Origin of the sequence: Brachybacterium sp. NPDC056505 (genome assembly GCF_042794925.1) — a bacterium.
Classification (GTDB): Bacteria; Actinomycetota; Actinomycetes; order Actinomycetales; family Dermabacteraceae; genus Brachybacterium; species Brachybacterium kimchii.
On record NZ_JBHTSV010000002.1, the window covers coordinates 123,009 to 145,918 of the forward strand.

Sequence of the window (22,910 nt, forward strand, 5' to 3'; positions counted from 1 at the left end):
GAGCAGCATCCGGCCGCCCGCCCCGTGATCGTCCGCCCCCGTCAACGTCGCCGGGGGCGGACCCGTTCGTCCGCCCCCGGTGCCTCGACGTCGGCACTACTTCACGGACCCCGCCGCGAGGCCGCCGATGATGCGGCGCTGGAAGACCAGCACCAGGATGATCAGCGGCACGGTGACGATCACGCCGGCGGCCATCTTCGTGCCGTACGGGGTGTCGAACTGCGAGGAGCCGGTGAACTTGGAGATCGCGACGTTCGCGGTCTGCATCGCGGGCTGGTTCACCATCGTCAGGGCGATGAGGAACTCGTTCCAGGCCGCGATGAACGTGATGATCGCCGTGGTGAACACGCCCGGCGCGGCGAGCGGCAGGATGATCCGCCAGAACGCGCCGAACCGGGTGGTGCCGTCCACCATCGCCGCCTGCTCGAGCTCGACCGGGAGCTGCCGGAAGAACGCGTTGAGGTTCCACACCGCCAGCGGCAGCGCGAACGACATGGTGGGCAGGATCATCGCCTGGTAGCTGTTGATCCAGTTGAACGGCCACCACTCGAAGCCGCCGCTGAAGAGCTTCAGCAGCGGGACCACGAGCGTGATCACCGGGAACATCGAGGTGGCGACGATCATGAACATGACCAGCACCTTCCCGGCGAAGTCCAGCCGCGCGAGGGCGTAGGCCCCGAAGGTTCCCAGCAGGAGGACCAGCACCGTCGTGCCGCCCGCGACCACGAGAGAGTTCGCCAGCGCCCGGGCGAAGTGGTTGTCCGGGTCGAACACCGCCACGTAGTTCTCGAAGCTGATCGGGTTCGGGATCAGCTCCGTGGAGCGGCCCTCGCTGGGCAGGCGGAGGGAGGAGACCGCCATCCAGTAGAAGGGCAGCAGGCAGTAGACGAGGATGAACGCCATGCCGATCGCGATGACGATCGACCCCGCGCGCCCGCCCTTGATCTTCTTGGGCGAGAGCACCTCGCCGGTGCGCGAGCGGATCTGCGTGCCGCCGCTCCGCGTGCGGCCGCCGGATGCGCTGTCGGCTGCGCTGCTCATGCCATGCTCCCCTCTGCCGTGGTGCGGAGTCTGCGGGCCGCGCGCCGGGAGCCGCCCGAGCCGCCGTCGGCCCCGTCCTCCCCGTCGCCGCGGCGACGGCTGCCGCGCTTGGCGGGCTTGTTCTGCTCGCCGATGACGTCGGCCCCGAGCACGCGGATGAACACGAACGCCACCAGGCAGATGTAGGCGAACAGGATCATCGAGTACGCCGAGGCGAGGCCGTAGTTCGTCTTGCCCGCGGCGTCGGAGGCGAGCATCGAGAGGGTCTGCCCGGATTCGAGCCGGCCCAGCAGGACGTAGGGCAGGTCGAACATGCGCATCGCGTCCAGGAGGCGGAAGAGCACCGCGACCACGAGCACGGGGCGCACGAGCGGCAGCGTGATCCGCCAGAAGGTGTCCCAGCGGTCGGCGCCGTCCATCTTCGCGGCCTCGTAGACCTGGTCGTCGATCGTCTGCAGGCCCGCGAGGGTCAGCAGCCCGATGTACGGGGCGGTCTTCCAGATGTCCGCGATGAGCACGGCGGCTTTGGCCTGCCAGCCCTCGGTGGTCCACAGCACCTGGTAGTGGATCACCCGGTTGAAGATGCCGTTGGCGTCGAAGATCAGCTGCCACATGAGGGCCGAGACCACGGTGGGGATCGCCCAGGGCACCAGGATCGAGGCGCGCACGATGCCGGTCGAGCGCATGGCGCGCGCCATGATCAGGGCCATGGACACGCCCAGCACGGTCTCGATGCTCACGCCCACCACGGTGAACAGCGTCGTGTTCCAGAAGGCGTTCCAGAACCCGGCGCCGGCGCCCGAGCCGGTGAACGCCTCCACGTAGTTGTCGAGGCCGACGAACGTGTCGCCCTGCTTGATGATCCCGGTCTGGGGGTCGATGTCACCGCCGGACTGGGTCAGCGACTGCCAGGCCGAGAGCACGAGCGGGAAGCCGACCACGAGGGCCAGCAGCACGAGCGTCGGCAGCAGCAGGAGATAGGCCATGCGGCCCTGCCCGCCGGTGACACGGCGGGAATGCGCGTCCGCCATGGCTCACTTCTCGGTCAGGTCGGTGAGCTGCTTCTGCAGATCGCTCAGCGCGGCGTCGGTCTCAGTGTCGCCGGAGAGGCAGCCGTAGGCGGCCTCCTGGATGGCCTGCGTGACGTCGCCGTACTTCACGACCTGCGGACGCACGGCGCCCTTGTCGATCGAGTCCTTGAGGGTGTCGAGGAACGGGTACTTCTTCTTGAGGTCCGCGTCCTCGTAGACGGCGGTCGCGGCGGTCGGGTTGCCCGTCTGCAGGAACCATGCCTTCTGCTGCTCGGCGGCGCCCATGAACGCGATGAAGTCCAGGGCGGTGCCCATGTTCTTCGCGAACGCGCTGATCGCGTAGTTCAGGCCGCCGACGGTCGACGTGCCGTCGCCCTTGACCGCGGGCACCAGGGAGACGGAGACCTTGTCCTTGACCTTCGAGGAGCCGTCGTCGGCCTGGAACTTGTCGTAGACGTACGGCCAGTTCTGCAGGAACACGAGCTTGCCGTCCTGGAAGGCCTGACGGGACTCCTCCTCCTTGTAGGTCAGCGCCTCCTTGGGGATGTACTTCTTGTCGAAGCCGTCGCGGAGGGTCTGCAGCCCGAGCTTCGCGGCATCGCTGTCCGCCTGGGGCTTGCCGTCCTTGTCGAACAGCTCCCCTCCTGCCGACTTCACGACCCCGGTGAGCTGGCAGGTCAGGCCCTCGTACTTGGCGAACTGGCCGCCGAAGCCGTTGATGCCATCCTGGTCGGCCATGACCTTCTCGATGATCTCGTACATCTCGTCGTAGGTGGCCGGCGGCTCGTCGTACCCCGCGTCCTTCAGCAGGTCCTTGCGGGAGAACAGCAGCTGCCCGTTGGTCGCGTAGGGCATCGCGTACAGCTTGTCGAAGTAGGTCGCGGTCTCGACGGTCGCGGGGATCATGTCATCGATCGGGAGCTTGTCCTTGGGCAGCTCGACGACCCACTGGTTGGCCGCGAACTCGGCCGTCCACACGACGTCGAGGCCCAGCACGGTGTAGGCGTCGGACTTCGCCTGGGCGTTGTTGATGAACTGGCTGCGCTGGTCGTCGGCGCTCTCGGGGAGCTCGACGAGGGTGACCTTCTCGTCGGAGTGGTCCTTGTTCCAGCGGTCCAGGAAGTCCTTGAGGACGCCGGTGGTGTCCTTGCCCGTCGCGAACGTGATCGGCCCGTGCTCGTCGAAGTCCGCGCTCGCGCCGCCGCCGGAGCCGCCCGAGGACGAGTCGTCCGAGCCGCCGCACGCGGCGAGACCGAGCGCGGAGGCGCCGAGTCCGCCGGCCGCGAGGACCGAGCGCCGACCGAGACCGTGGTTGCTGCTGCTCATCTGGGGCTCCTTCATGCCGAGTTCCGTGCCGCGTGCATGCGGTGGACGATGCGCTGACGACGGTCGCCGCCGGCGGTTCGTGCGAAGGACCCGCGGAGGCTCCGTCGCCTGGGCTGAGAGTAACCCGGGCGCACCTGTGGCGTACCTCTCAGTCGACATTTCGGGCACTTTCTTCACCGATCCGTGACCTGCGGCCTTGAGGGTCGGCCGACGGGATGCGTCGCCCCGTCCACACCAGCCCCGACTGTCGGGGCGGACCGATAGATTGAAGGCATGACGTCCCGACCCCCGCTGGAGCTGCCCGTGTCGGCGGTCGCGGACCCGCGCGAGGCCCCGCCGCTGCGCTGGGCCGTGATCTCCCCGGGGCACATCGCGACGCAGTTCACCGAGACCCTGGGCCGGGCCACCGCCTCGCGCGCCGTGGCCGTGGCCTCGCGCTCCTCCGAGCGCGCGGAGGCGTTCGCCCGCACGCACGGCCTGAACGCCGCCTTCGACTCCCTGCCGCGGATGCTCGCCGCCGGCGGCTTCGACGCCGTCTACATCGCCTCCCCGCACTCCGCGCACCACCCGATGGCGCGCACCGTGCTCGAGGCCGGGTACCCGGTGCTGCTCGAGAAGGCCTTCACCATGACGGCCGACGAGGCCCGCGACCTGGTGGACCTCGCCCGCGAGCGCGGGCTGTTCCTCATGGAGGCGCTGTGGTCGCGCTTCCTGCCGCGCTTCGACGTGGTGCGCAGCGTGCTCGCATCGGGCCTGCTGGGCGAGATCGTCTCGCTGCGCGCGACCCACGGCCAGCACTTCCCCTTCGAACCGGGTCACCGGCTCCACGCACCGGAGCTGGGCGGCGGCGCCCTGCTGGACCTGGGCGTCTACCCCCTGAGCTTCGCGCAGATGGTGCTCGGGGATCTCACGGAGCTCACCACCTCGGGCACCCTCACCCCCGCTGGGGTCGACGAGACCGTGCACGTGCTCGCGTCCTCGACCGCGCATCCTCGGGCACGCGCCTCGCTCGTCACCACCCTCGCGGCGCGCGCCGGGAACGACGCCGAGATCCTTGGTACCGAGGGGCGCCTCGTGCTCGAGGGCATGTTCTTCGCGCCCGGCGAGGTCCGCGTCGAGATGCACGACGGCCGCACCGCGTCCGTCCCCGACCCGACCTCGGCCCCCGACGGCTCTGCCGGGCCCGTCGGCCCCATCGGCCCCGACGACGGCCTCGCCTACGAGGCCGCGGAGGCGGCGCGCCGGATCACCGCCGGTGACCTCGAGTCACCGCTCATGACCTGGCACGACACCGTCGCCGTGATGGAGGCGCTCGACGCCGCCCGCGCCCAGGTCGCCGCACCGCGCACCGCCCCCGATGCCCGACCCGAGGAGACCGCCCGCTGATGACCGGATCGTCGATCGGCATGCGCACGCTGCGCGTCCCCGCGCCCCACCCCCCGCGGCGGGGACTGTTCATCTCGTTCGAGGGCGGGGAGGCCGCGGGCAAGACCACCCAGATCGGGATGCTCCGCGATCACCTCGTGCATCGCCGCGAGGTGGCCGAGGACCTCGTGCTCACCACGCGCGAGCCCGGCGGCACCGAGCTCGGGAAGAGCATTCGCGAGCTCGTGCTGCACGGCGACGACGTGAGCGCGCGTGCCGAGGCGCTGCTGTACGCGGCGGACCGCGCCCACCACATCGAGACGGTGGTGCGCCCGCACCTGGCCCGCGGCGGCCTCGTGCTCGCCGACCGCTACCTGGACTCCTCGATCGCCTACCAGGGGGTGGGCCGCTCGCTCTCCCAGGAGCAGATCGCCGCCCTCAGCCTGTGGGCGACCGACGGACTGCTCCCCCATCGCACGATCCTGCTGGACCTGCATCCCGATGCCCTCTCGGAGCGCCGCGAGGCGCATTCGCTCGATCGCCTCGAGCGCGAGGGCCGCGCCTTCCACGACGCCGTGCGCGCCGAGTTCCTCGAGCTCGCCGAGGCCGACCCGGACCGCTTCGTGGTCGTGGACGCCTCCCGCAGCCCCCAGGAGGTGCACGAGGAGGTCGTCGCGGCGATCGCCGACGACCTCGCGACGCTCGACCCGACCTTCGAGGTCGACACCTCGCATCCCGGGGCCGACGACCGATGAGCGCGCCGACGAGCGCCGGTCCGGCAGGCGCGGGTTCGACGGGCGCGGGTCCGACGGGCACGGGTCCGACGGGCACGGGTCCGACGGGGGTGTGGGCAGACGTCGTGGGCCAGGAGGCCGCGGTCGCCCAGTTCCGCCGCGCCGCCTCCCCCGAGGGCTCCCTCGCACAGGCCTGGCTGATCACGGGCCCGCCCGGCTCGGGCCGGTCGACGGCCGCCCGCGCCTTCGCGGCGACCCTGCAGTGCGAGACCGGCGAGGGCTGCGGGCACTGCCACGCCTGCCGCACTGTCCTCGCGGGCACCCATCCGGACGTCACCGCGGTCGCGACCGACAAGCTCTCGATCTCCAAGGAGGAGGTCCGCTCCCTGGTGCTCACCGCGCAGCGCTCACCGGCGACCGGCGCGCACCGGGTGATCATCATCGAGGACGCCGACCGCATGAGCGCGGGCACCTTCAACGTGCTGCTGAAGTCGATCGAGGAGCCGCCCCCGCACACGGTGTGGATGCTGTGTGCGCCGTCTGCCGAGGATCTCGCACCCACGATCCGCTCCCGGTGCCGCGTGGTCACCCTCGCGATCCCGCGACCGTCGGACGTCGCCGAGCTGCTCGTCCGGCGCGACGGCGCGGATCCGGACCTCGCCGAGCGCGCGGCCCTCGCCGCGCAGGGGCACATCGGGCTCGCCCTGCGGTACGCGACGCAGCCGGGTGCGCTCGAGGCGCGCGAGGAGTCGGCCCGCACCCTGCTGGGCCTGCGCAGCAGCGGCCAGGCCGTGCTCGCGGCGGGCACGCTCGTGGAGCGTGCGAACGCGGAGGCCGCCGCGACGGCCGACGACGTCGCCGCGAAGGAGAAGGAGCGCTTCCTGCGCTCGGCTGGCATCGAGGACGGCAAGGTCCCCCCGTCGCTGCGCTCGCAGATGCGCCAGCTCGAGGACGATGCGAAGCGCCGGCGCACGCGTCTGGTGCGGGACGTCCTGGACCGTTATCTGCTGGATGCCCATTCGGTGCTGCGCGATGTGCTCGTGCTGCAGCTGGACACGGGCGCCGAGCTCGTGAACCCGGGCGTGCGCGAGGAGATCGTGCACGCGGCCGAGGGCGGGGATCCGCAGGTCACGCTCGCCCTGCTCGACGCTGTCCAGCGGGCGCGCACACGGATCGCCGGCAACGTGCCGCCGCTGCTCGCGACCGAGGCGCTGCTCGCCCGGATCGCCGTCCGCGCCGGCTGAGCCCTCGGGGAGTGCCTGCTCCTCGAGGAGCAGGGCCAGGGTCCCGCGACGCGAGCTCCTGTCAGGTCACGTCAGGCGGCAAGTTCGGGCGAGCGACCGCCGGCCGGGGCGGGTCGTTCGACACTCCCCCATCGTTCGCGCCGGATCCACTGATCCGCACGCCTCACGCGTGGGCCGGCGCATGGCACGTGAACGCTGACGGCTGACGGTTCGCCGCGCGGTCTGCACCGATCAGAGGCGCAGATCGCTCAGGGTGCGACGGTGTGCGAGTCGTCCGCCGTCGCCTCCGAGGCGGCGTCAGGTGCTTCTTCTGCGGCGTCGGCCTCACCGGTCGCCACGGCCTCGCCGGTCGCATCGGCGTCGCCGGCCGGCTCGGGCACTCCCGGCGCCACGGCCTCGCCGGGCTCCTCGGCTGCAGCAGGTGCCTCGGTCTCCGCAGCGGCCTCGGACCCCGTCGCATCCTCGGACTCCGCGGCACCCGCGTCGCTGCTCGTGCTGCGATCGAGGTCGACCCGGTACTCGTCGACGACGACGCCCTCGTCGGGGTCGGAGTCCTGGTGGGGCTCCTCCTTGCCGGTCTCCGAGTGCGAGCCGCAGCCGTAGTCGAGGTGCACCACATGGCCGTCGGCCACGGACCACTCGTTCGTGCACACCCCGAACTCGGTGCGCAGCGAGCCGGCCATGAGTGTGAGGAACCCGCACGAGGAGCAGGTCGCGGTCACGGTGCCCCGGCGCTTGCGGGCCGAGACCGGGCGTGGGCCGAAATCGCCCGCGAACCAGCGGTCGGCGGCCTCCTCGCGCCCGACGGGCGAGAGCACGCGCGGTCGTCCGAGCCCGAGCTCCCACTGCGCGACGCGGTCGGCCTCGGCGTCGTCGGTCTGCTCGTAGCCCTGCTCGAGGCGCTCGTCGGCCTCCTGGTAGGGCATCAGGTCGTCGGCCCCGACGTCGGAGGGCATCAGCCGCTCCGACCAGGGCTCCCAGTCGGGGGCGAGCAGCGCGCCGTCGCCGGGCAGCAGCACGGTCTCGCACACGGTGGCCTGCTTCGCGCGGGGAGCGCGGGCGAGGACGACGTTCCACACCCAGCCGCTGTAGCCGGGCATCGCGCACGCGAACACGTGCGTGACCAGTCGTTCCCCGCTCGCCTCGACGCGCAGGTGCTCGCCGACCTGACCGGGCTCGGTGACCTCGAGCAGCGCCTCGCGCGCGAGGTCGACGGCCGCGGCGCTCACGGCGTCGAGCTTCGGACGCGCGGTGCGCGCGCGGGGCCGCCGCGTGGCGGCGGGAGCGGCGGCGGTGGCCGGGGCGGCGGCGGGAGCGGCGCTCTCACCGGTCTCGGGTGTGTCGGTCTCAGCAGTCATCGGCATGCGGTGGGTGTCCTCAGGCCTCGAAGTTGTCGGCGACGGCTCGCAGCACGGTCGCGATCTTGTGGGAGTGGCCGGCGTCGGGGTAGCGCCCCTTGCGCAGGCCGTTCCCGGCGTCGTCCAGCAGACGGATCAGGTCCTCGACCATCCCGGCCATGTCGTCGGCCTTGGGCCGACGGGCACGGGTCAGCGAGGGTGCGGCCTCCAACAGGCGCAGCGACAGCACCTGCGGGCCGCGGCGGCCGTCGGCGATGTCGAACTCGACCTTGGTGCCCGGGCGCAGGGTCTCGGCGCCCTCGGGGAGGGTGGAGGCGTGCACGTACACGCTCTCGCCGGACTCGTCGTCCCGCACGAAGCCGAAGCCCTTCTCGGCGTCGTAGAACTTCACCTTGCCACGAGGCACGCGGATCCCTGTCCTTCACGGAGTCGTCTGGGTGATGATGGTCGGTCGCGTCATGCCTTCGCGGGCGGCCCCGGCGGGCGTAGCCCGGGGCGGTGTCTGCGGGCGCGGACGCGGCGCTCCAGTCTAACGCTCGCGCGGGCACGACCGCGCGGGGATTCTCCGCCGCGGTGAGGGGCGCCGCATCAGGCGCGCGGGCCCTCGCGGCGCCGCTCGGGCGGGATCTCGATCCGCGGCGGCGCGGCGGGCACTGCACTGCCTGCATCCGCCTCGTCCGCGGCGCGTCCGGCCGCGGCGCGCGCCTCGCGGGCCGCGTCGTCCGGGGCGAGGCCCATGATCTCGAGCGCCCCCTCGACGAGCATCGCCGTGAACCCCCAGACGAAGCGGTCCTGGCTGAGCGAGAACACGGGCCCGACGGCCCGACCGTCGAAGCTGCCCATGAAGCGGCAGGACGGGTCGGTGAGGGAGTCGGGGCCGATGAGCGGGAGGCGGACCACGCGCTCCACCTCCACGGGATCGCCGACGGCGAGGTCGGGACGACGGGGCGCCCAGGCGGCGACGGGGTGGACGACCTGCCCGCGCCAGGGCATGGGGATGGGCGCGAACTCCCCGAGCACGCGCACCTGCCCGGCGTCCAGGCCGATCTCCTCGCGCGCCTCGCGCAGGGCGGTCGCGCGGACGTCGGCGTCCTCCGCCTCGACCCCGCCACCGGGCAGGGCGAACTGGCCGGGCTGGGAGCGCATGCGGTGTCCGCGCTCCTCGACGACGAGCTCCGCCTCCTCCAGAGTGGTGCCGCTGAGCAGCAGGAGGACCGCGCTGCGCCGGGTGATCTCGCGCCCGGGGCCGGGGCTGCGGGGCGGGGCGAGAGTGCGGTCCCCCGCGCGAGCGCTCTCGGCGAGCGGGCGCAGGAAGCCCGGCAGCTCGGGCCGGTCCGGGGTTCCCGTCCCCGTCGTCCCTTCGCCCTCGGCGCCGCTCATGCGGCCACGCCGATCCGCGGGCAGAGGTCCGTGAGCGTACACTCCGTGCAGTGCGGCGACCGGGCGGTGCACACGCGCCGGCCGTGCAGGATCAGCCGCAGGGACAGGGCGGTGAGATCAATGGACTCCGCCCCCGCGTCGATCTCCCCTGCATCGGCCTCACCCGCATCGCCCTCACCCGCATCGGGGACGACGCCCTCCACGAGGGCGATGACATCGCGTTCGACGGCGCGGGCCTGCCGGGAGCGGGTCCAGCCCAGGCGGCCGGCCACCCTGGTCACGTGCGTGTCGACGGCGAGCAGGGAGCGGCCGAAATGCACGCCGCGCACCACGAACGCCGTCTTGCGGCCGACGCCCGGCAGCGCCTCGAGGGCGTCCTGGTCATCGGGCACCTCGCCCCCGTGGTCCGCGAGGAGCGCGCGGGCCAGGGCGATCACGCGTGCGGCGCGCGTGGGCCCCATGCCCAGGGACTTCAGCACCTGCTCGACCTCGGCGGGATCGGCCCCTGCGAGCCCCTCCGGTCCCGGCCAGCGCTCGAACAGCTCCGGGGTCACGGAGTTCACGCGCGCGTCGGTGGTCTGGGCGCTGAGGACCGTGGCGACGAGCAGCTCGAAGGCGTCGCGGAAGTCCAGTTCGGTGCGTGCCCGGGGGTACTCCGCGCGCAGCCGGGAGACGACCTCGCGGACGTCGGCCGGTCCGTCGGCCGATGAGACTCCCGACACTCGCTGCTCCTTCGTGGGCCCTCCGCGGCCCCTGCTCCCGGCACCCCGGGGGCCTCCGCGGGGCGGGCCGGATGCGCCGTGCGACGCACGGATCAGGTGAGCAAGCACGCATATCCGCGCCACATCGGTCACAATGGTTCCCATGACGACGGTCCCGGACCCGACGGGATCACCTAGATCAGGAGGTTCCGTGGACGAGAACATCGTACGTTCATCCCCGCTCTTCGCGGCGCTCGACGACGACGGCAAGCAGGCCGTGCTGGCCTCGATGTCGCAGGAGGACTACCACCGCGGCGCGGTGATCTTCCGCGAGGGCGACCAGGGCGACCGCCTGTTCATCATCGGCGCGGGCAAGGTCAAGGTCGGCCACGCCTCGGGCGACGGCCGCGAGAACCTCCTCGCGGTGCTCGGCCCGGGCGAGACCCTGGGCGAGCTCTCGCTGTTCGATCCCGCTCCGCGCAACGCCACCGCCACGGCGGTCGCCGAGTCCACGCTGTACTCCCTCACCCAGCAGGACCTGTACCGCGTGCTCTCGCAGCGCCCCGAGGTGGCCCGCCACCTGCTGGCCTCGCTCGCCCGTCGTCTGCGCAAGACCAACGAGTCGCTCGCCGATCTCGTCTTCGCGGACGTCCCCGGCCGCGTCGCCAAGAACCTGCTGGACCTCGCCCAGCGCTTCGGCCGCCAGACGGACGACGGCGTCATGGTCTCCCACGGCCTCACCCAGGAGGAGCTCGCCCAGCTCGTCGGCGCCTCCCGCGAGACCGTCAACAAGGCCCTCGCCGACTTCGCCTCGCGCGGCTGGATCCGCCTCGAGGCCCGCGCCGTGCTGCTGATCGACGTGGAGCGCCTGCGCCGCCGCGCACGCTGATCCCGCGCCGACCGCTCGACGCCCGCACCGCGGGCGTCGACGGCGAGACGAGGAGCGGGGCGTGATGATGACACCGGTCATCGTCGCGCCCCGCTCCTCGTGCGTGCCGAGGCCGTCTCCACGGCCCGCGGGCGGGAGCGGCGACCGGGCAGGGCGGGCCGCCGGCTGAGCGGCCCCCGGAACAGGCCTGCCGGTCGCGCTCAGCGGGTGCGGGCGATGTGGTCGAGGACCGCGCGCAGCGAGTCCTCGGCGGCGCCGCGCAGGGCCGGGTCGAGGCCCTCGCCGTAGACCGCGCGCAGCAGCCGGTCCATGCTCAGGGCGCCCGCGGCGCGGGCCTCCTTCACCTGGGCGATGCGCTCCTCGCGGTGGGCGATCATCGCCTCGATCGCGTCGATCGCCTCAAGCGGGTCGGTCGCGGGCGAGCCGTGCCCGGGGTGCAGGGAGGAGATGCGTCCGTCGATCGCCAGGGCGCGCAGGATCGCGAGGGACTGCATGTGCTCGGTGAGGCTGCCGTCGGGCGGGCTGATGACGGTCGAGGAGCCGTCGCCCAGCAGGGTGTCTCCGGTGAGCATGCGTCCGCCGTCGACCAGCAGGCCGAGGGAATCGGCGGTGTGCCCGGGCAGGTGGATGACATGGCCGACGACGCCGGCCTCGCTGATCAGGGAGGCCGGGGGCTTGCGCGCTCCGGCGACGGCGCGGGTGTCGGCGGCCCACAGTGCGACCTCGCAGCCGGTGCGGTTCTGCAGCTGGCGGCGCAGGGTGCCGGCGCCGTCGGTGTGGTCGGCGTGGCGGTGGGTGACGAGCACGCCCACGGGACGCGAGCCGCAGGCGCGGATGATCGCGGCCAGGTGCTGGGCGTCCAGCGGGCCCGGGTCCACGACCCAGGACTCCTCGCCGTCACGCAGCACATAGGTGTTGGTGCCCTGCAGCGTCATCAGCCCCGGGTTGTCGGCGCGGATGAGCTCGAGCGCGACGGGCGGGGCGTCGGGGTCCCTCTGGAAATCGTCCTGGCCGCCCGCGGGGGCGTCGTCCTCCATCAGGCGTCCGCGAGGGGGCGCTTCATGTAGGCGACGAGCGACTCGGGGTTCGGGCCGGGGATCACCTGCACGAGCTCCCAGCCGTCGGAGCCGTAGTTGTCCAGGATCTGCTTGGTCGCGTGGATCAGCAGGGGCACGGTGATGTACTCGAAACGCGTCACGGAGGTCATGCCCCGAGCCTACCGGCCCACCCTCGAGCCCTGTGCGGACGCTCGGCCGTCGCGCGTGGTCCGGACCGAGGTCCTGGCACAGGACCGAGGTCCTGGCACCGGGCCCGCGTCATGGCGCACGACGGGCGACGCGGCGGCGTGATGCAGCGCCTCGGCGACGGGATCGATTCACCCGCCCGCCGCACGGCGTGCGGTGCGGCCCAGCACGTCGTACCAGTCCTCGACGTCGGGATGCTGGCGCAGCAGCCTGCGCCGCTCGCGCTCCGTCATCCCGCCCCAGACGCCGAACTCGATCCTGTTGTCGAGCGCGTCGGCCAGGCATTCCATGCGCACCGGGCATCCCTGGCACGCGATCTTGATCTTCTGCTGGTCGGCCCCCTGCACGAAGAAGCCGTCCGGATCCAGCTGTGTGCACGCCCCCCGGGCGGCCCAGCTGCGATCATCCGTGCCGCGGATCCTGCTGATCGTCACGAATGTCCCCTCTCGAATCCTCGTCGATCCGTTCTGGTGCGTCAGCGTATCGAGATCGGCACAGGGGCGCCAATCCCACCTCCCGCGGACCCCCGCAGATCCGGTATGGGCGACGGACATGGGACGAGGCATCCGGGCGCATCCGGGGCATCCGAGGCGCCCAGGCACATACCTTGCCGGGACCGCCGCCCACGGATCTCGCTGGCGGCGCTCCTCTCCCCCGTCGGACGCACATCCTGCGCCGGGGCAGGATCCATGCACCCGTGAGCGCGGGGTGATATGCGCCGGCACGGCCGCGCCTCGTGGTCCGCGCCCGCCGTGGGCCGTACTGTGTTCCCATGGCTGACCGTGACTCCGCTCCGCTCGGGAACCTCAGCTCCGAGGCGACCTCCGCGCCGCCGACGGGCCCCGCCACCGTGCCCGGAGCCGCGCTGCGCGCCCTGATGCTGCTGCTGGGGATGCTCGCCGTCGCGGGCATCGCCGGCGTGCTGCTGGCCGCCTTCTTCCTGCCCGCGGTGTCGATGAGCTCCGCTGTCGCGAAGGACGGCGTGGACCTGTTCGACTCCCTCCCGGCGGAGCTCGAGACCCAGCCGCTGAACGAGGCCAGCCGAATCGAGGCGTCCGACGGGTCGCTGCTCGCGACGTTCTACAGCCAGAACCGCATCATGGTCCCGCTCGACGAGATCTCGCCGAACGTCCAGCACGCCGTCGTCGACATCGAGGACCACCGCTTCTACGAGCACGGCGGCATGGACTTCACGGGCACGGTCCGCGCCCTCGCGAACAATGCCGCCTCCGGCGCCACCCAGGGCGGCTCCACGCTCACCCAGCAGTACGTGAAGAACGCGCTGCTCATGGACGCCGAGCAGCGCAATGACAAGGCCGCGCAGGCGGAGGCGACCGAGCAGAGCTACGGCCGCAAGCTGCGCGAGGCGAAGCTCGCGATCTCCCTGGAGAAGCGCTGGAGCAAGGACGAGGTCCTCAACGCCTATCTCAACGTCGCCCAGTTCGGGCCCTCGCAGTACGGGGTGCAGACCGGCGCCCAGCACTACTTCTCGAAGGACGCCAAGGACCTGAACCCCGGTGAGGCGGCGCTGCTCGCGGGCATCACGAACTCGCCCAACGGCAACGACCCCGTCGCGAACCCGGAGGCCGCGAAGAAGCGGCGCAACGAGGTGCTCTCGGCGATGCTCCGCTACGACCACATCACCCAGAAGGAGTACGACAAGTACTCCAAGCAGTCGATCGACGACATGCTGAAGGTCAAGAACGTGAAGGCGGGCTGCGGCGACGCCGGCACCAACGGCTTCTTCTGCGACTACGTGACCCGGTCCCTGCTGAACGATCCGACCTTCGCGGACACCTACGAGGAGCGCCAGAAGCTCCTGTACGGGGGCGGCCTCACCATCAAGACGACCCTGGACTCCGACCTCCAGAAGGACGCGCAGAAGATCGTGGACCGCAAGGTCCCCCAGGACTCCGACAGCGGATTCGGCCACTCGATCGTGACCGTCGAGCCCGGCACGGGCAAGGTCCTGGTGATGGCCGAGAACCGCACCTTCGATCCCCACGCGGACGCCAGCGAGGGCGAGACCTCGCTGAACTACAACGTCCCGCAGGCGCTCGGCGGCTCGAGCGGCTTCCCCGTCGGCTCGACGTTCAAGCCGTACGTGCTCACCGACTGGCTCGAGCACGGCAAGTCGATCTACGACAAGGTCGGCACGGCCCGCCAGACCCTGAAGACCTTCCCCGCGCAGTGCCTGGACCGCGGGCGCTGGTACGAGACCCAGGGCTACAACCCGGACAACGCGGTCTCCGTGCCGCTGTCGGCCCAGGAGACGGTGCTGAACGCGACCAAGTTCTCCGTGAACACGGCCTACGCGAACATGGCCCGCCAGCTCGACCTGTGCGACATCGCCGAGCAGGCCCGGTCGCTGGGCGCGATCCCCGCGACCTACAACCCCTTCGACAAGTCCACCTGGGACATGTCGATCGAGGACATGTACGGCACCGAGCTCGCGCCCTCCGTGGTGGTCCTGGGCGAGCTGCGCATCTCGGCGCTCGACCAGGCCGCGGCCTACGCGACCTTCGCCGCCGAGGGCACCTACTGCAAGCCCACCGGCATCTCCGAGGTCATCGACCGCGACGGCAAGAAGATGAAGGACGTCGGCGCCGGTCAGTGCGAGCAGAAGATCGACAAGAAGACCGCCGACCAGGTCGCCTGGACCCTCGAGCAGGACCTCAAGGACCCGCGGGCGACGGGCAAGGGCAAGGTCATCCCGGGCCACGACGCGGGCGGCAAGACCGGTACCTCCGGTTCCCAGTTCCACACCTGGTACGTGGGCTTCACCCGGCAGATGTCGACCGCCGTGTGGTTCGGCAACCCCACGCGCAACGTCCGCCCCGGCGGGTTCTCCGTGGACGGCGAGTACCTCGAGCGGGGCAAGGTCTGGGGCAACACCGTGTCCCTGCCCACCTGGCAGGAGTTCATGATCAAGGCCCACAAGGGACTGCCCGACGAGAAGTTCCCGAAGCAGCCCGCCGGCGCCCCGAAGGACACCGATCCCGGCAACGGCGGCGGCGGCAAGGTCGACACGGGCGGCGCGGCCTCCGGCACCAATGACACCGGCGGAGCCGCAGGCGGCGATGGTGGGGACGCAGGTGGGGACGGCGGAGACCAGGACTCCGGCGACCAGGACACCGGCGACTGAGCGGGCGAGCGAGCATGACCCGCACCCGTTCCCGCGGCGCGGGCGCCGGACGCGTCGCGCTGGCCCTCGCCGGGGCCGGCGCGATCGCCGCCGCGGCCGCCCACGTCTGGTCCCGCCACATCGAGATCCACCGCTTCACCGTGCGCGAGCACGAGCTGCGGATTCTGCCTCCCGGCACGCGCCCCGTGCGCATCCTGCACCTCAGCGACGCGCATCTGATGCCCGACCAGGCCCGCAAGATCGCCTTCCTGCGCCATCTCGAGACGCTCAAGCCGCACCTGGTGATCGACACCGGCGACAACATCGCCTCCGCGGCCTCCATCCCCGCGCTCGCCGACGCGATCGATCCCCTGCTGCGCCGTCCGGGCGCGTTCGCGATGGGGTCGAACGACATGTTCGCTCCTCACCGCAAGAACCCGTTGCGCTACTTCCTGCGCGACCCTCGGCCCGAGGGATTCACAAAGCGCCACCGCGAGCCGGACCTGCCCCTCGACTCCCTGCGCAGCGCGCTCACCTCCCACGGCTGGAAGGACCTCACCAACACCCGCGCGAGCCTCCGCCTCACGGGGCTGCAAGTGGAATTCGTGGGCGTGGACGATCCGCACCTGGAGCGCGATGTGTTCCCTGGGCGGGACGCCGCGCCGGATGCAGGGGCCGACGGGTCGGGGCGGACGCCCGCCGCTGACGCCGCTCCGGCCGCCGCCACCGGGGCCGACGAAGCCTCGGCGACCGACGTCCCGGACGTCCCGCACCTGCGGATCGGTGTCGCCCACGCGCCGTACCAGCGGGTCCTCGACGCCTTCGTGGACGACGGAGCGCAGCTCATCTTCGCCGGCCACACCCATGGCGGCCAGCTGCGCGTGCCCGGGTTCGGCGCGCTGGTCACCAACTGCGACCTGCCGCGCGCCCAGGCTCGCGGCCTCTCCACGTGGCGCGGCGTGCCGCTCAACGTGAGCGGGGGGCTCGGCGCGAACCCCTACTCGAACTTCCGCTTCGCCAATCCGCCGGAGGCGACCTTGCTCACGTTGCGCCCTCAGCGGCGCTGAGAGGTCGCGACCACCGCGGGCGGCTTGGTATCGTTGCTCGTCGGAGAGCGGCGCTCGCGTCTGCTCGCCGAACACGACCTCGGGGTGTGGCGCAGCTTGGTAGCGCGCCTCGTTCGGGACGAGGAGGTCGCAGGTTCAAATCCTGTCACCCCGACCAGATGTCGAAGGGCTCCGCTGCGGCGGGGCCCTTCGTCATATCCGGGGACGTTCGGCGACTGACGCATCGGCAACGGATTCGGCATCACCGGCAGCACCGGTAGCACCGGCAGCACCGGCAGCACCCGAGGCGTCAGAGCCCCTCGAGCACTCCCGGGAAGCGCCGGCCGGGCGGCGAGCTGTCACGCGCCGGCGTATGGCGGACACCTCTGCCGTATATGGCAGAGATGTCCGCTATACGCCGTTCGCCGACACCAGTCCGACGCACTCCGAAAGGCCCTCTCACGCCCGCCGAACACCCTTGAATCACATCGGTGTGATTAACATATCGAATTCGGACATCGCCGGTACGACACGGCGAAAATCGCTGATTTAGTTAAAATCTTGGTAAAGGCCCTTGATAGCAGTCGCAAAGGCCCTGCGTGAAGGGCCTGGGTGGCCCCATACAGTGACCACGGTGCCTCTCCCCAGGCTCCGGTCGAGAAGTCGCTCCCGCCACCGTTCTCGACCACTTCCTCACTTCCCTGGGTGGCGGGCGCAGCGAACCCCTCGGGTGTCGCCTCACGGGTGTCGCTTCCCGCGGGCGGAACGCGAGCGGTGACTGTGCGGCGACAGAGAAAGCGACCTCATCCGATGTTCCGCTCCAGCGCCCCGCGCACGCATCGCGCCGCGGGCCCTGCCGTGATCGACTACCGGGGCCTCACGGCTCCCGTCGGTCGCACCGTCGGCGGTCTCGCCGTCGTCGGTGCCGTGACGGCCACGGCCTCCATGCAGGCCATGGGTTCCGCCGATGCAGCAACCACCCCCGCCCCCACTCACCCGGCCACCACCGCGCCGACCTCGCCCCTCGCGGGCGCGGCTGCCGCGACGGCCGCGAAGTCCCTGGCACCCGCCGCCTACTCGAACGTGAAGCTGCGCTACGGCGCACGCGGATCGGCCGTGTCGGAGCTGCAGCGCAGCCTCCGGTCCCACGGATCGGGCATCGCGGTCGACGGCGTCTTCGGATCGAAGACCCTGAGCGCCGTGAAGTCGTTCCAGCGCAGCGCCGGCATCGGCGTCGACGGGGTCGTCGGCCCCAAGACCTGGAACGCCCTCGGGTCGTCCGCGTCCACGGGATCCTCCTCGTCGAGCCACCCGAAGCTGCGCAGCGGCTCTCGCGGCTCGGCGGTCAGCACCCTGCAGAAGCAGCTGAACCAGCACGGTGCAGGCATCTCGGTCGACGGTGTCTTCGGGTCGAGGACCCTGAGCTCCGTGAAGGCCTTCCAGCGCGCGGCCGGCATCTCCGCCGACGGCGTGGTCGGACCCACCACCTGGTCGAAGCTGTCCTCGAGCAGCGTGTCCATCGGCGGGTCCGGCGGCTCCTCGAGCGGTTCCTTCAACGGGCAGGGCATCATCGCCAAGGCCCGCAGCGTGAAGGGCACCAAGTACACGTGGGGCGGCTCGAGCCCCTCCACCGGGTTCGACTGCTCGGGCCTGGTGAAGTACGCCTACAACGCGAACGGCATCACCGTGCCCCGCACGGCGAAGCAGCAGACGTTCGGAGGCCGGATCATCCCCCAGTCGCAGGCGAAGCCCGGCGACCTGGTGGCCTTCACCGGCAACGACTACGGGCACATCGGCATCTATGTGGGCAACAACCAGATCATCGATGCCTCGGGCTCGCAGCAGAAGGTCGTGGAGCGCACCATCTGGAGCGCACCGCACGTCTTCGTGACCTACCGCTGATCTGCGCAGGTCACCCGGACCACGTCATGCCTGCTCGGTGCTGAGCGCACCAACGGGAAGGAGCAGGACGGCGTGTGAGGAGCCCGGTCGGGGAACCGACCGGGCTCCTCTGCGTCCGGGGGCCGGGAGGAGACGGCCGCCGCCCCGTGGGCCCCGCTCGACGGGCCCGGCGCGTCGGCCCGACACGTCCGATCCGCGACGGAGTCTGTGACAGACTTGACCTGCACCACATCCCGGTCAAGGAGGATCCCTCGCATGTCCGATCCGATCAGCTTGGTCCCGCTCCCCCGCTCCGTCATCTGGTCCTCGGGGACATGGGAGACGACCGACCCGTGGGCCGGCCTGTCGGTCGGCATCTCGGAGGACCTCCCGCGCGCGGAGTACACGCTGTCGATCACGCCGTCGGGCGCGAACCTCACCGCCGGCAGCGAGGCCGCCCTGGCCGACGGCCGCAACACCTTCAACCAGATCGTGCTCACCGGCGAGACCTCGATCCCCTGCGTGACGATCAGCGACAGCCCGAAGTACGCATGGCGCGGCCTGCACCTGGACGTCTCGCGCCACTTCTTCGACATCGACACCCTGCACCTGTTCATCGACGCGATGGCGCTGCACCGCCTGAACGTGCTGCACCTGCACCTCACGGACGACCAGGGCTGGCGCGTGGAGATCAAGGGCTACCCGCGGCTCACGGAGGTCGGCTCGAAGCGTCCGCGCTCCCTCGAGGGTCACATGAGCGGCGACCCCGAGTCCTGGACCTTCGACGACACCCCCGTCGAGGGGTTCTACACGCAGGAAGAGCTGCGCGAGCTCGTGGGCTACGCGCAGAACCGCGGCGTGATGATCGTGCCGGAGATCGACCTGCCCGGCCACATGCAGGCGGCGATCGCGGCCTATCCCGAGCTCGGCAACTTCCCCGCCAGCCCCGTGCAGGTGCGCGAGGTCTGGGGGATCTCCGACCACGTGCTCGGCGTCTCCGACGAGGTCTTCGACTTCGTGCGCGACGTGCTCACGCAGGTCGCCGACATCTTCCCCGCGCCCTTCTTCCACATCGGCGGCGACGAGTGCCCGCGCGTCGAGTGGGAACAGTCGGCCGATGCCCGCACCCGCATGAACGAGTGGGGCCTCACCCGCGTCTCCGAGATCCAGGGGCGCTTCACGGACTTCGCCACCCAGGTGCTCGCCGAGAAGGGCAAGACCGTGGTCGCCTGGGACGAGGTCCTCGAGTCCCATGTGCCCGACGACGTGGTGGTCATGAACTGGCGCACGGAGGACGGCCTCGAGGAGTCCCTCGAGCGCGGCTTCCGCACCGTCGTCTCCACCTCGAAGGATCTCTACTTCGACTACGCCCAGGGGCCCCTGAAGAAGGAGCCGCTCGCGATCGGCGGGGACATCACCCTCAAGGACGTGTACACCGACCGCCTGCTGCCCAAGAAGCTCGACGACGAGAAGGCGGCTCTCGTCCAGGGCATCCAGGGCCAGCTGTGGACCGAGTACATCGCCACCCCTGAGCACCTGGGCTACATGGCCTTCCCGCGCGTGTGCGCGCTGGCCGAGCGCGCCTGGGGCTCGCCCGAGCAGTCCTTCGGCGAGTTCGAGGAGCGGCTGCGCGGCCATCTCCCCCGTCTCGACGCGCTCGGCGTCTCCTACCGTCCTCTGGACTGACCGAGAGCGGATGGCACGGCCATGAGCTCCTCGCACCGCGACGCGCACCCCTACGGTCGCTCGAACGACGACGTGCGTCGGCGCGACCAGCGCCGGCGCCGTCAGCGCCGCGTCCGGATCACCCAGCTGGTGGTCTTCTCGCTCGCGATGATCGGCATGATCTGCGCGCTCACCTTCGCCTTCACCCAGCTCACCGCCGATGACGACGTGGTGGCCGCCGGGCCCTCCGATGCCGGGGCCGACGTGGCCACGGGGAAGGACGGCGTGCACTGCCCGGACCCAGGTGCGAAGCCCGCGAAGCCGAAGAAGGTCGAGGTGAGTGTGCAGAACGGGACCTCCCGCAGGGGCCTCGCGGCATCGGTCACCGAGTCCCTCGCCGATCGCGGCTTCTCCACGGGGAAGGTCGGCAACACGAAGGCCGCCTCGGGCGCCGTGACGATCGTCTACGGGCCCGCGGGGTATCTCGAGGCCACCGCCGTGGCCGCGGAGTTCTCCAAGCCCACCCTGAAGCTCGATGACCGCGAGGACTCGACGGTCGACGTGCTCGTGGGCGGCGGCTTCAAGGACCTGGTCGACGAGGACGACGCCGCCGAGGCCCTCACGAAGGCCGTGAAGATGCCCCAGGGGTGCTCCGGGGACGCGAAGGACTCGTCGACCGAGGGCGCGGAGGGCTGACCGTCCGAGCGGACTGTGGGCCGAGCGGTCGGCGGGCCGACGGCCCGAGCGAGCAGGGCCGGGGCCGGCTCAGTCCTTCCAGGTGCGGCGGTCGGACTCCATGCGGGCGCCGATGAACAGCGAGATCACGCCGGCGAAGCCCATCAGGACGACGATCGTGAGGAACACGGCCGAGGTCGAGGTCGCGCTGGGCATGAGGCCCGAGAGCATCGTGTTGATCCCGGCGCTGGAATCGCCGCGCGGATCCGAGGCGCTCGCGAGCTGCGGGTCCACCTGCACGGAGACGTTCGCCCGGTACTGGACGCCCTCGCCGTCCTGCACGGTGTAGCTGATCGACGTGGTGCGCCCGCGGAAGCCGCGAGCGGGCGTGAACCGCAGCACGCCGTCGCTGCCCACCTGGTACTCCCCCTCCCCGGGGACCACCAGGTGCGTGCCCGAGTAGCGCTCGAGGTCGTCGAGGTTGGAGGCCTCCAGGGAGCTGATCCGCACCGTGGCGGGCGACAGCGGGTCCGAGGGGGCGCCGGCGGTGTCGTTCGCGAGCAGGTCCACCTGCACGGCCTTCCCGGGCGCCGTGCGCAGCTCGTCGTCGCGCAGCACTGCCCCGCTGTCGGTGACCAGCGCCGTGAGCGTCGCGCTCGAGCTCGTGGAGTCGGCGTACGAGCCGCTGCCGACGAGCTGCACGGTGCTGCGCAGACCGTTCTCGGCGTCGTCGTCCGGGTCGAAGGTGACCGCGCGCGCGTCGAGGTCGATCGCCCAGCTGCCCTGCCCGGGGATGGTGAGCTCGCGGCCGTTGGAGGAGACCTTCGCCCCGCTGGGCAGGTCGTCCTGCGCGAAGCGGAGGGAGTCGGCGCGCACGAAGCGGGCGTCGTCCATGGGCGCGAAGGTGATGGACGTTCCGGCGGTGCCCACCTGCGTCTGGTCGAGCATCGCCGGATAGCCGGGGGCGAGGGTCGCGACGCCCGCGGTGTTGCCCTCGGAGTCCTCACCGGTCAGCCCGATCGGGTCGGCCGCCTTCACCGAGTCCTCCGCAGGGGCGAAGCGCACGGACTGCTTCTTCCGGTCCAGCGTCCAGGTGCCCTGCCCCGCCACCACGGCGCGGGTGCCGGCGCTGTTGACCTTCACCCCGTCGCCGGCGGAGCCGCTGGTCGTGGGGTCCCCGTCGGTTCCGGTCGCGGCGTCCCCGTCGGTCCCGGTCGCGCCGTCCTCGGACCCGGCGTCGGTCGATCCGGTGCCGTCCGAGCCGCCGTCGCTCGCGCCCGTCGACCCGGCGTCCGCGTGGGTGAGCGGGACCAGGCGCAGCGTCGAGGACTCGACGTCCTCCTGGCCGTCGGCAACATCGAAATCGATGGGATCGCCGAAGGGTGCGGCGCGCACGAGGTCGGGCAGCACGGGCGTGGTCAGACTGATGATGCCGGTGGTCAGCACGGTGCCGTCGGCCGATTCGGCGACGTAGCGCATGGGCTCGGGCGAACGGCCCAGATGGCTCGAGGACGGCGTGAAGGTGAGCTCGGTGGCGTCCTCGGAGACCTGCCATTCGCCCTCGCCGACGGCGATCAGACGACGGCCGTCGCCCGAGAGGGTGCTGCCGGCGGGCATCGTGTCCAGCAGCAGGCGCACGCGCTCGGTGCCCGAGGGGCGCAGATCCCCCTTGAGGGACACGCGGATCTCCCCGCCGGCGGGCGCGGCGATGCCCGCATCGGCGACGGGACTCGGCTCGACGGGCAGGTCGGAGGGCAGGGAACGGATCCCGTTGGTCGCCTCGATGGTGAGCGCGATGGGGGCCGGATCCGTCTCGGACTCGGAGGCCGGGGTGAAGACGAGCTCCTCGCCCTGGATCGTCCACGTCCCCTCCCCCTCGACGGCGAGCGAGGTGCCGTCGGAGGCGAGGGTCATCTCGGACAGCTGCGCGTCCGAGGCGTCCGACGGGACCGCGAGGCGCACCGAGTCCAGGTTCAGCTCCGATTCGGCGTCGTCGTCGAGGAGGCTGGTCAGCGGGATGCGGTTGACGACGCCCGGCGCGACGGTGATGGTGTCGCGCGAGAGCGGCAGGTCGAAGGGGCCCTTCTCGCCGAGCGCGAGGGCCGCGGGCGCGGTGAGCGAGGTCAGCACGCCGAGCGCGAGGGTCAGCGCGAGGACGAGGAGGGACCGTGCGGGGGCCGGGCGCGGAGACCTGGACCGCGGGTTC

The 22,910-nt window shown here is 71.6% G+C and carries 20 protein-coding genes and 1 tRNA gene; 10 read left to right on the forward strand and 11 right to left on the reverse strand.

The annotated features are described in order from the left end of the window. Window positions 1-96: 96 nt before the first annotated feature. The 3 genes from ACFQ53_RS02345 to ACFQ53_RS02355 are packed head-to-tail and all read right to left on the reverse strand — an operon-like array spanning window position 97 to window position 3,398. Window positions 97-1,041, reverse strand: coding sequence for a carbohydrate ABC transporter permease (locus ACFQ53_RS02345; RefSeq protein WP_249476967.1), 945 nt, complete (start codon window positions 1,039-1,041; stop codon window positions 97-99). After that, entirely contained in the window at window positions 1,038-2,072 is a 1,035-nt protein-coding gene (locus ACFQ53_RS02350; protein WP_377854799.1) for a carbohydrate ABC transporter permease, read from the reverse strand. The genes ACFQ53_RS02345 and ACFQ53_RS02350 overlap by 4 nt, the downstream gene beginning before the upstream one ends. Window positions 2,073-2,075: 3 nt before the next feature. Further along, a complete protein-coding gene (locus ACFQ53_RS02355; RefSeq protein WP_377854802.1) occupies window positions 2,076-3,398 on the reverse strand; it encodes an ABC transporter substrate-binding protein in 1,323 nt (440 codons plus the stop codon). A 273-nt stretch (window positions 3,399-3,671) separates the two neighbouring features. On the opposite strand from ACFQ53_RS02355, the gene ACFQ53_RS02360 reads away from it, so the two are divergent. The 3 genes from ACFQ53_RS02360 to ACFQ53_RS02370 are packed head-to-tail and all read left to right on the forward strand — an operon-like array spanning window position 3,672 to window position 6,741. Next, on the forward strand, window positions 3,672-4,784 hold the full coding sequence (locus tag ACFQ53_RS02360; protein ID WP_377854805.1) for a Gfo/Idh/MocA family protein: 1,113 nt from the start codon (window positions 3,672-3,674) through the stop codon (window positions 4,782-4,784). After that, window positions 4,784-5,518, forward strand: a complete 735-nt coding sequence (gene tmk / locus ACFQ53_RS02365) for a dTMP kinase (protein ID WP_377854808.1) — start codon at window positions 4,784-4,786, stop codon at window positions 5,516-5,518. The genes ACFQ53_RS02360 and tmk overlap by 1 nt, the downstream gene beginning before the upstream one ends. Continuing rightward, the gene (locus ACFQ53_RS02370) at window positions 5,515-6,741 is read left to right on the forward strand and encodes a DNA polymerase III subunit delta' (protein ID WP_377854811.1); all 1,227 of its coding nucleotides are present in this window, start codon (window positions 5,515-5,517) and stop codon (window positions 6,739-6,741) included. The genes tmk and ACFQ53_RS02370 overlap by 4 nt, the downstream gene beginning before the upstream one ends. Before the next feature lie 248 nt (window positions 6,742-6,989). Here ACFQ53_RS02370 and ACFQ53_RS02375 read toward each other — a convergent pair whose 3' ends face one another. The 4 genes from ACFQ53_RS02375 to nth all read right to left on the reverse strand — a co-directional run bounded on the left by ACFQ53_RS02375 (window position 6,990) and on the right by nth (window position 10,201). Next, window positions 6,990-8,099, reverse strand: coding sequence for a DUF3027 domain-containing protein (locus ACFQ53_RS02375; RefSeq protein WP_377854814.1), 1,110 nt, complete (start codon window positions 8,097-8,099; stop codon window positions 6,990-6,992). 19 nt (window positions 8,100-8,118) lie between these two features. Then, a complete protein-coding gene (locus tag ACFQ53_RS02380; RefSeq protein WP_377854817.1) occupies window positions 8,119-8,505 on the reverse strand; it encodes a cold-shock protein in 387 nt (128 codons plus the stop codon). 182 nt (window positions 8,506-8,687) lie between these two features. Beyond that, window positions 8,688-9,479, reverse strand: a complete 792-nt coding sequence (locus tag ACFQ53_RS02385) for an NUDIX hydrolase (RefSeq protein WP_377854820.1) — start codon at window positions 9,477-9,479, stop codon at window positions 8,688-8,690. After that, a complete protein-coding gene (gene nth / locus ACFQ53_RS02390) occupies window positions 9,476-10,201 on the reverse strand; it encodes an endonuclease III domain-containing protein (protein WP_377854823.1) in 726 nt (241 codons plus the stop codon). Before nth ends, ACFQ53_RS02385 begins: the two co-directional genes overlap by 4 nt. Before the next feature lie 190 nt (window positions 10,202-10,391). On the opposite strand from nth, the gene ACFQ53_RS02395 reads away from it, so the two are divergent. Next, on the forward strand, window positions 10,392-11,069 hold the full coding sequence (locus tag ACFQ53_RS02395) for a Crp/Fnr family transcriptional regulator (RefSeq protein ID WP_152352270.1): 678 nt from the start codon (window positions 10,392-10,394) through the stop codon (window positions 11,067-11,069). 200 nt (window positions 11,070-11,269) lie between these two features. On the opposite strand, the gene ACFQ53_RS02400 is transcribed toward ACFQ53_RS02395, so the two are convergent. From ACFQ53_RS02400 to ACFQ53_RS02410, 3 genes are all read right to left on the reverse strand, one after another. Then, complete coding sequence (locus tag ACFQ53_RS02400) at window positions 11,270-12,106, reverse strand: MBL fold metallo-hydrolase (RefSeq protein ID WP_377854827.1); 837 nt, start codon at window positions 12,104-12,106, stop codon at window positions 11,270-11,272. Next, window positions 12,106-12,267, reverse strand: coding sequence for a DUF4177 domain-containing protein (locus tag ACFQ53_RS02405; RefSeq protein WP_227488094.1), 162 nt, complete (start codon window positions 12,265-12,267; stop codon window positions 12,106-12,108). Before ACFQ53_RS02405 ends, ACFQ53_RS02400 begins: the two co-directional genes overlap by 1 nt. Window positions 12,268-12,444: 177 nt before the next feature. Continuing rightward, window positions 12,445-12,747, reverse strand: a complete 303-nt coding sequence (locus tag ACFQ53_RS02410) for a WhiB family transcriptional regulator (protein ID WP_283257913.1) — start codon at window positions 12,745-12,747, stop codon at window positions 12,445-12,447. A 338-nt stretch (window positions 12,748-13,085) separates the two neighbouring features. On the opposite strand from ACFQ53_RS02410, the gene ACFQ53_RS02415 reads away from it, so the two are divergent. The 6 genes from ACFQ53_RS02415 (at window position 13,086) to ACFQ53_RS02440 (ending at window position 20,725) form a co-directional block, all read left to right on the forward strand. Next, complete coding sequence (locus ACFQ53_RS02415; protein WP_377854830.1) at window positions 13,086-15,458, forward strand: transglycosylase domain-containing protein; 2,373 nt, start codon at window positions 13,086-13,088, stop codon at window positions 15,456-15,458. 14 nt (window positions 15,459-15,472) lie between these two features. Further along, entirely contained in the window at window positions 15,473-16,504 is a 1,032-nt protein-coding gene (locus ACFQ53_RS02420) for a metallophosphoesterase (protein WP_377854832.1), read from the forward strand. An 80-nt stretch (window positions 16,505-16,584) separates the two neighbouring features. Then, window positions 16,585-16,661: transfer RNA gene (locus tag ACFQ53_RS02425), tRNA-Pro, on the forward strand. A gap of 632 nt (window positions 16,662-17,293) precedes the next feature. Next, window positions 17,294-18,385, forward strand: coding sequence for a peptidoglycan-binding protein (locus tag ACFQ53_RS02430; RefSeq protein WP_377854834.1), 1,092 nt, complete (start codon window positions 17,294-17,296; stop codon window positions 18,383-18,385). Window positions 18,386-18,640: 255 nt separating this feature from the next. Then, the gene (locus tag ACFQ53_RS02435) at window positions 18,641-20,050 is read left to right on the forward strand and encodes a beta-N-acetylhexosaminidase (protein WP_377854837.1); all 1,410 of its coding nucleotides are present in this window, start codon (window positions 18,641-18,643) and stop codon (window positions 20,048-20,050) included. Between the two features lie 21 nt (window positions 20,051-20,071). Further along, the gene (locus ACFQ53_RS02440) at window positions 20,072-20,725 is read left to right on the forward strand and encodes a LytR C-terminal domain-containing protein (protein ID WP_377854840.1); all 654 of its coding nucleotides are present in this window, start codon (window positions 20,072-20,074) and stop codon (window positions 20,723-20,725) included. Between the two features lie 69 nt (window positions 20,726-20,794). On the opposite strand, the gene ACFQ53_RS02445 is transcribed toward ACFQ53_RS02440, so the two are convergent. Then, window positions 20,795-22,834, reverse strand: a complete 2,040-nt coding sequence (locus ACFQ53_RS02445) for an Ig-like domain-containing protein (RefSeq protein WP_377854843.1) — start codon at window positions 22,832-22,834, stop codon at window positions 20,795-20,797. Window positions 22,835-22,910 lie beyond the last annotated feature (76 nt).

Coding starts and splice junctions, on each gene's coding strand:
- ACFQ53_RS02345 (WP_249476967.1), bottom strand. CDS start 1,041: ATGAGCAGCGCAGCCGACAGCGCATCCGGCGGCCGCACGCGGAGCGGC.
- ACFQ53_RS02350 (WP_377854799.1), bottom strand. CDS start 2,072: ATGGCGGACGCGCATTCCCGCCGTGTCACCGGCGGGCAGGGCCGCATG.
- ACFQ53_RS02355 (WP_377854802.1), bottom strand. CDS start 3,398: ATGAGCAGCAGCAACCACGGTCTCGGTCGGCGCTCGGTCCTCGCGGCC.
- ACFQ53_RS02360 (WP_377854805.1), top strand. CDS start 3,672: ATGACGTCCCGACCCCCGCTGGAGCTGCCCGTGTCGGCGGTCGCGGAC.
- tmk (WP_377854808.1), top strand. CDS start 4,784: ATGACCGGATCGTCGATCGGCATGCGCACGCTGCGCGTCCCCGCGCCC.
- ACFQ53_RS02370 (WP_377854811.1), top strand. CDS start 5,515: ATGAGCGCGCCGACGAGCGCCGGTCCGGCAGGCGCGGGTTCGACGGGC.
- ACFQ53_RS02375 (WP_377854814.1), bottom strand. CDS start 8,099: ATGACTGCTGAGACCGACACACCCGAGACCGGTGAGAGCGCCGCTCCC.
- ACFQ53_RS02385 (WP_377854820.1), bottom strand. CDS start 9,479: ATGAGCGGCGCCGAGGGCGAAGGGACGACGGGGACGGGAACCCCGGAC.
- ACFQ53_RS02400 (WP_377854827.1), bottom strand. CDS start 12,106: ATGGAGGACGACGCCCCCGCGGGCGGCCAGGACGATTTCCAGAGGGAC.
- ACFQ53_RS02415 (WP_377854830.1), top strand. CDS start 13,086: ATGGCTGACCGTGACTCCGCTCCGCTCGGGAACCTCAGCTCCGAGGCG.
- ACFQ53_RS02420 (WP_377854832.1), top strand. CDS start 15,473: ATGACCCGCACCCGTTCCCGCGGCGCGGGCGCCGGACGCGTCGCGCTG.
- ACFQ53_RS02430 (WP_377854834.1), top strand. CDS start 17,294: ATGTTCCGCTCCAGCGCCCCGCGCACGCATCGCGCCGCGGGCCCTGCC.
- ACFQ53_RS02435 (WP_377854837.1), top strand. CDS start 18,641: ATGTCCGATCCGATCAGCTTGGTCCCGCTCCCCCGCTCCGTCATCTGG.
- ACFQ53_RS02440 (WP_377854840.1), top strand. CDS start 20,072: ATGAGCTCCTCGCACCGCGACGCGCACCCCTACGGTCGCTCGAACGAC.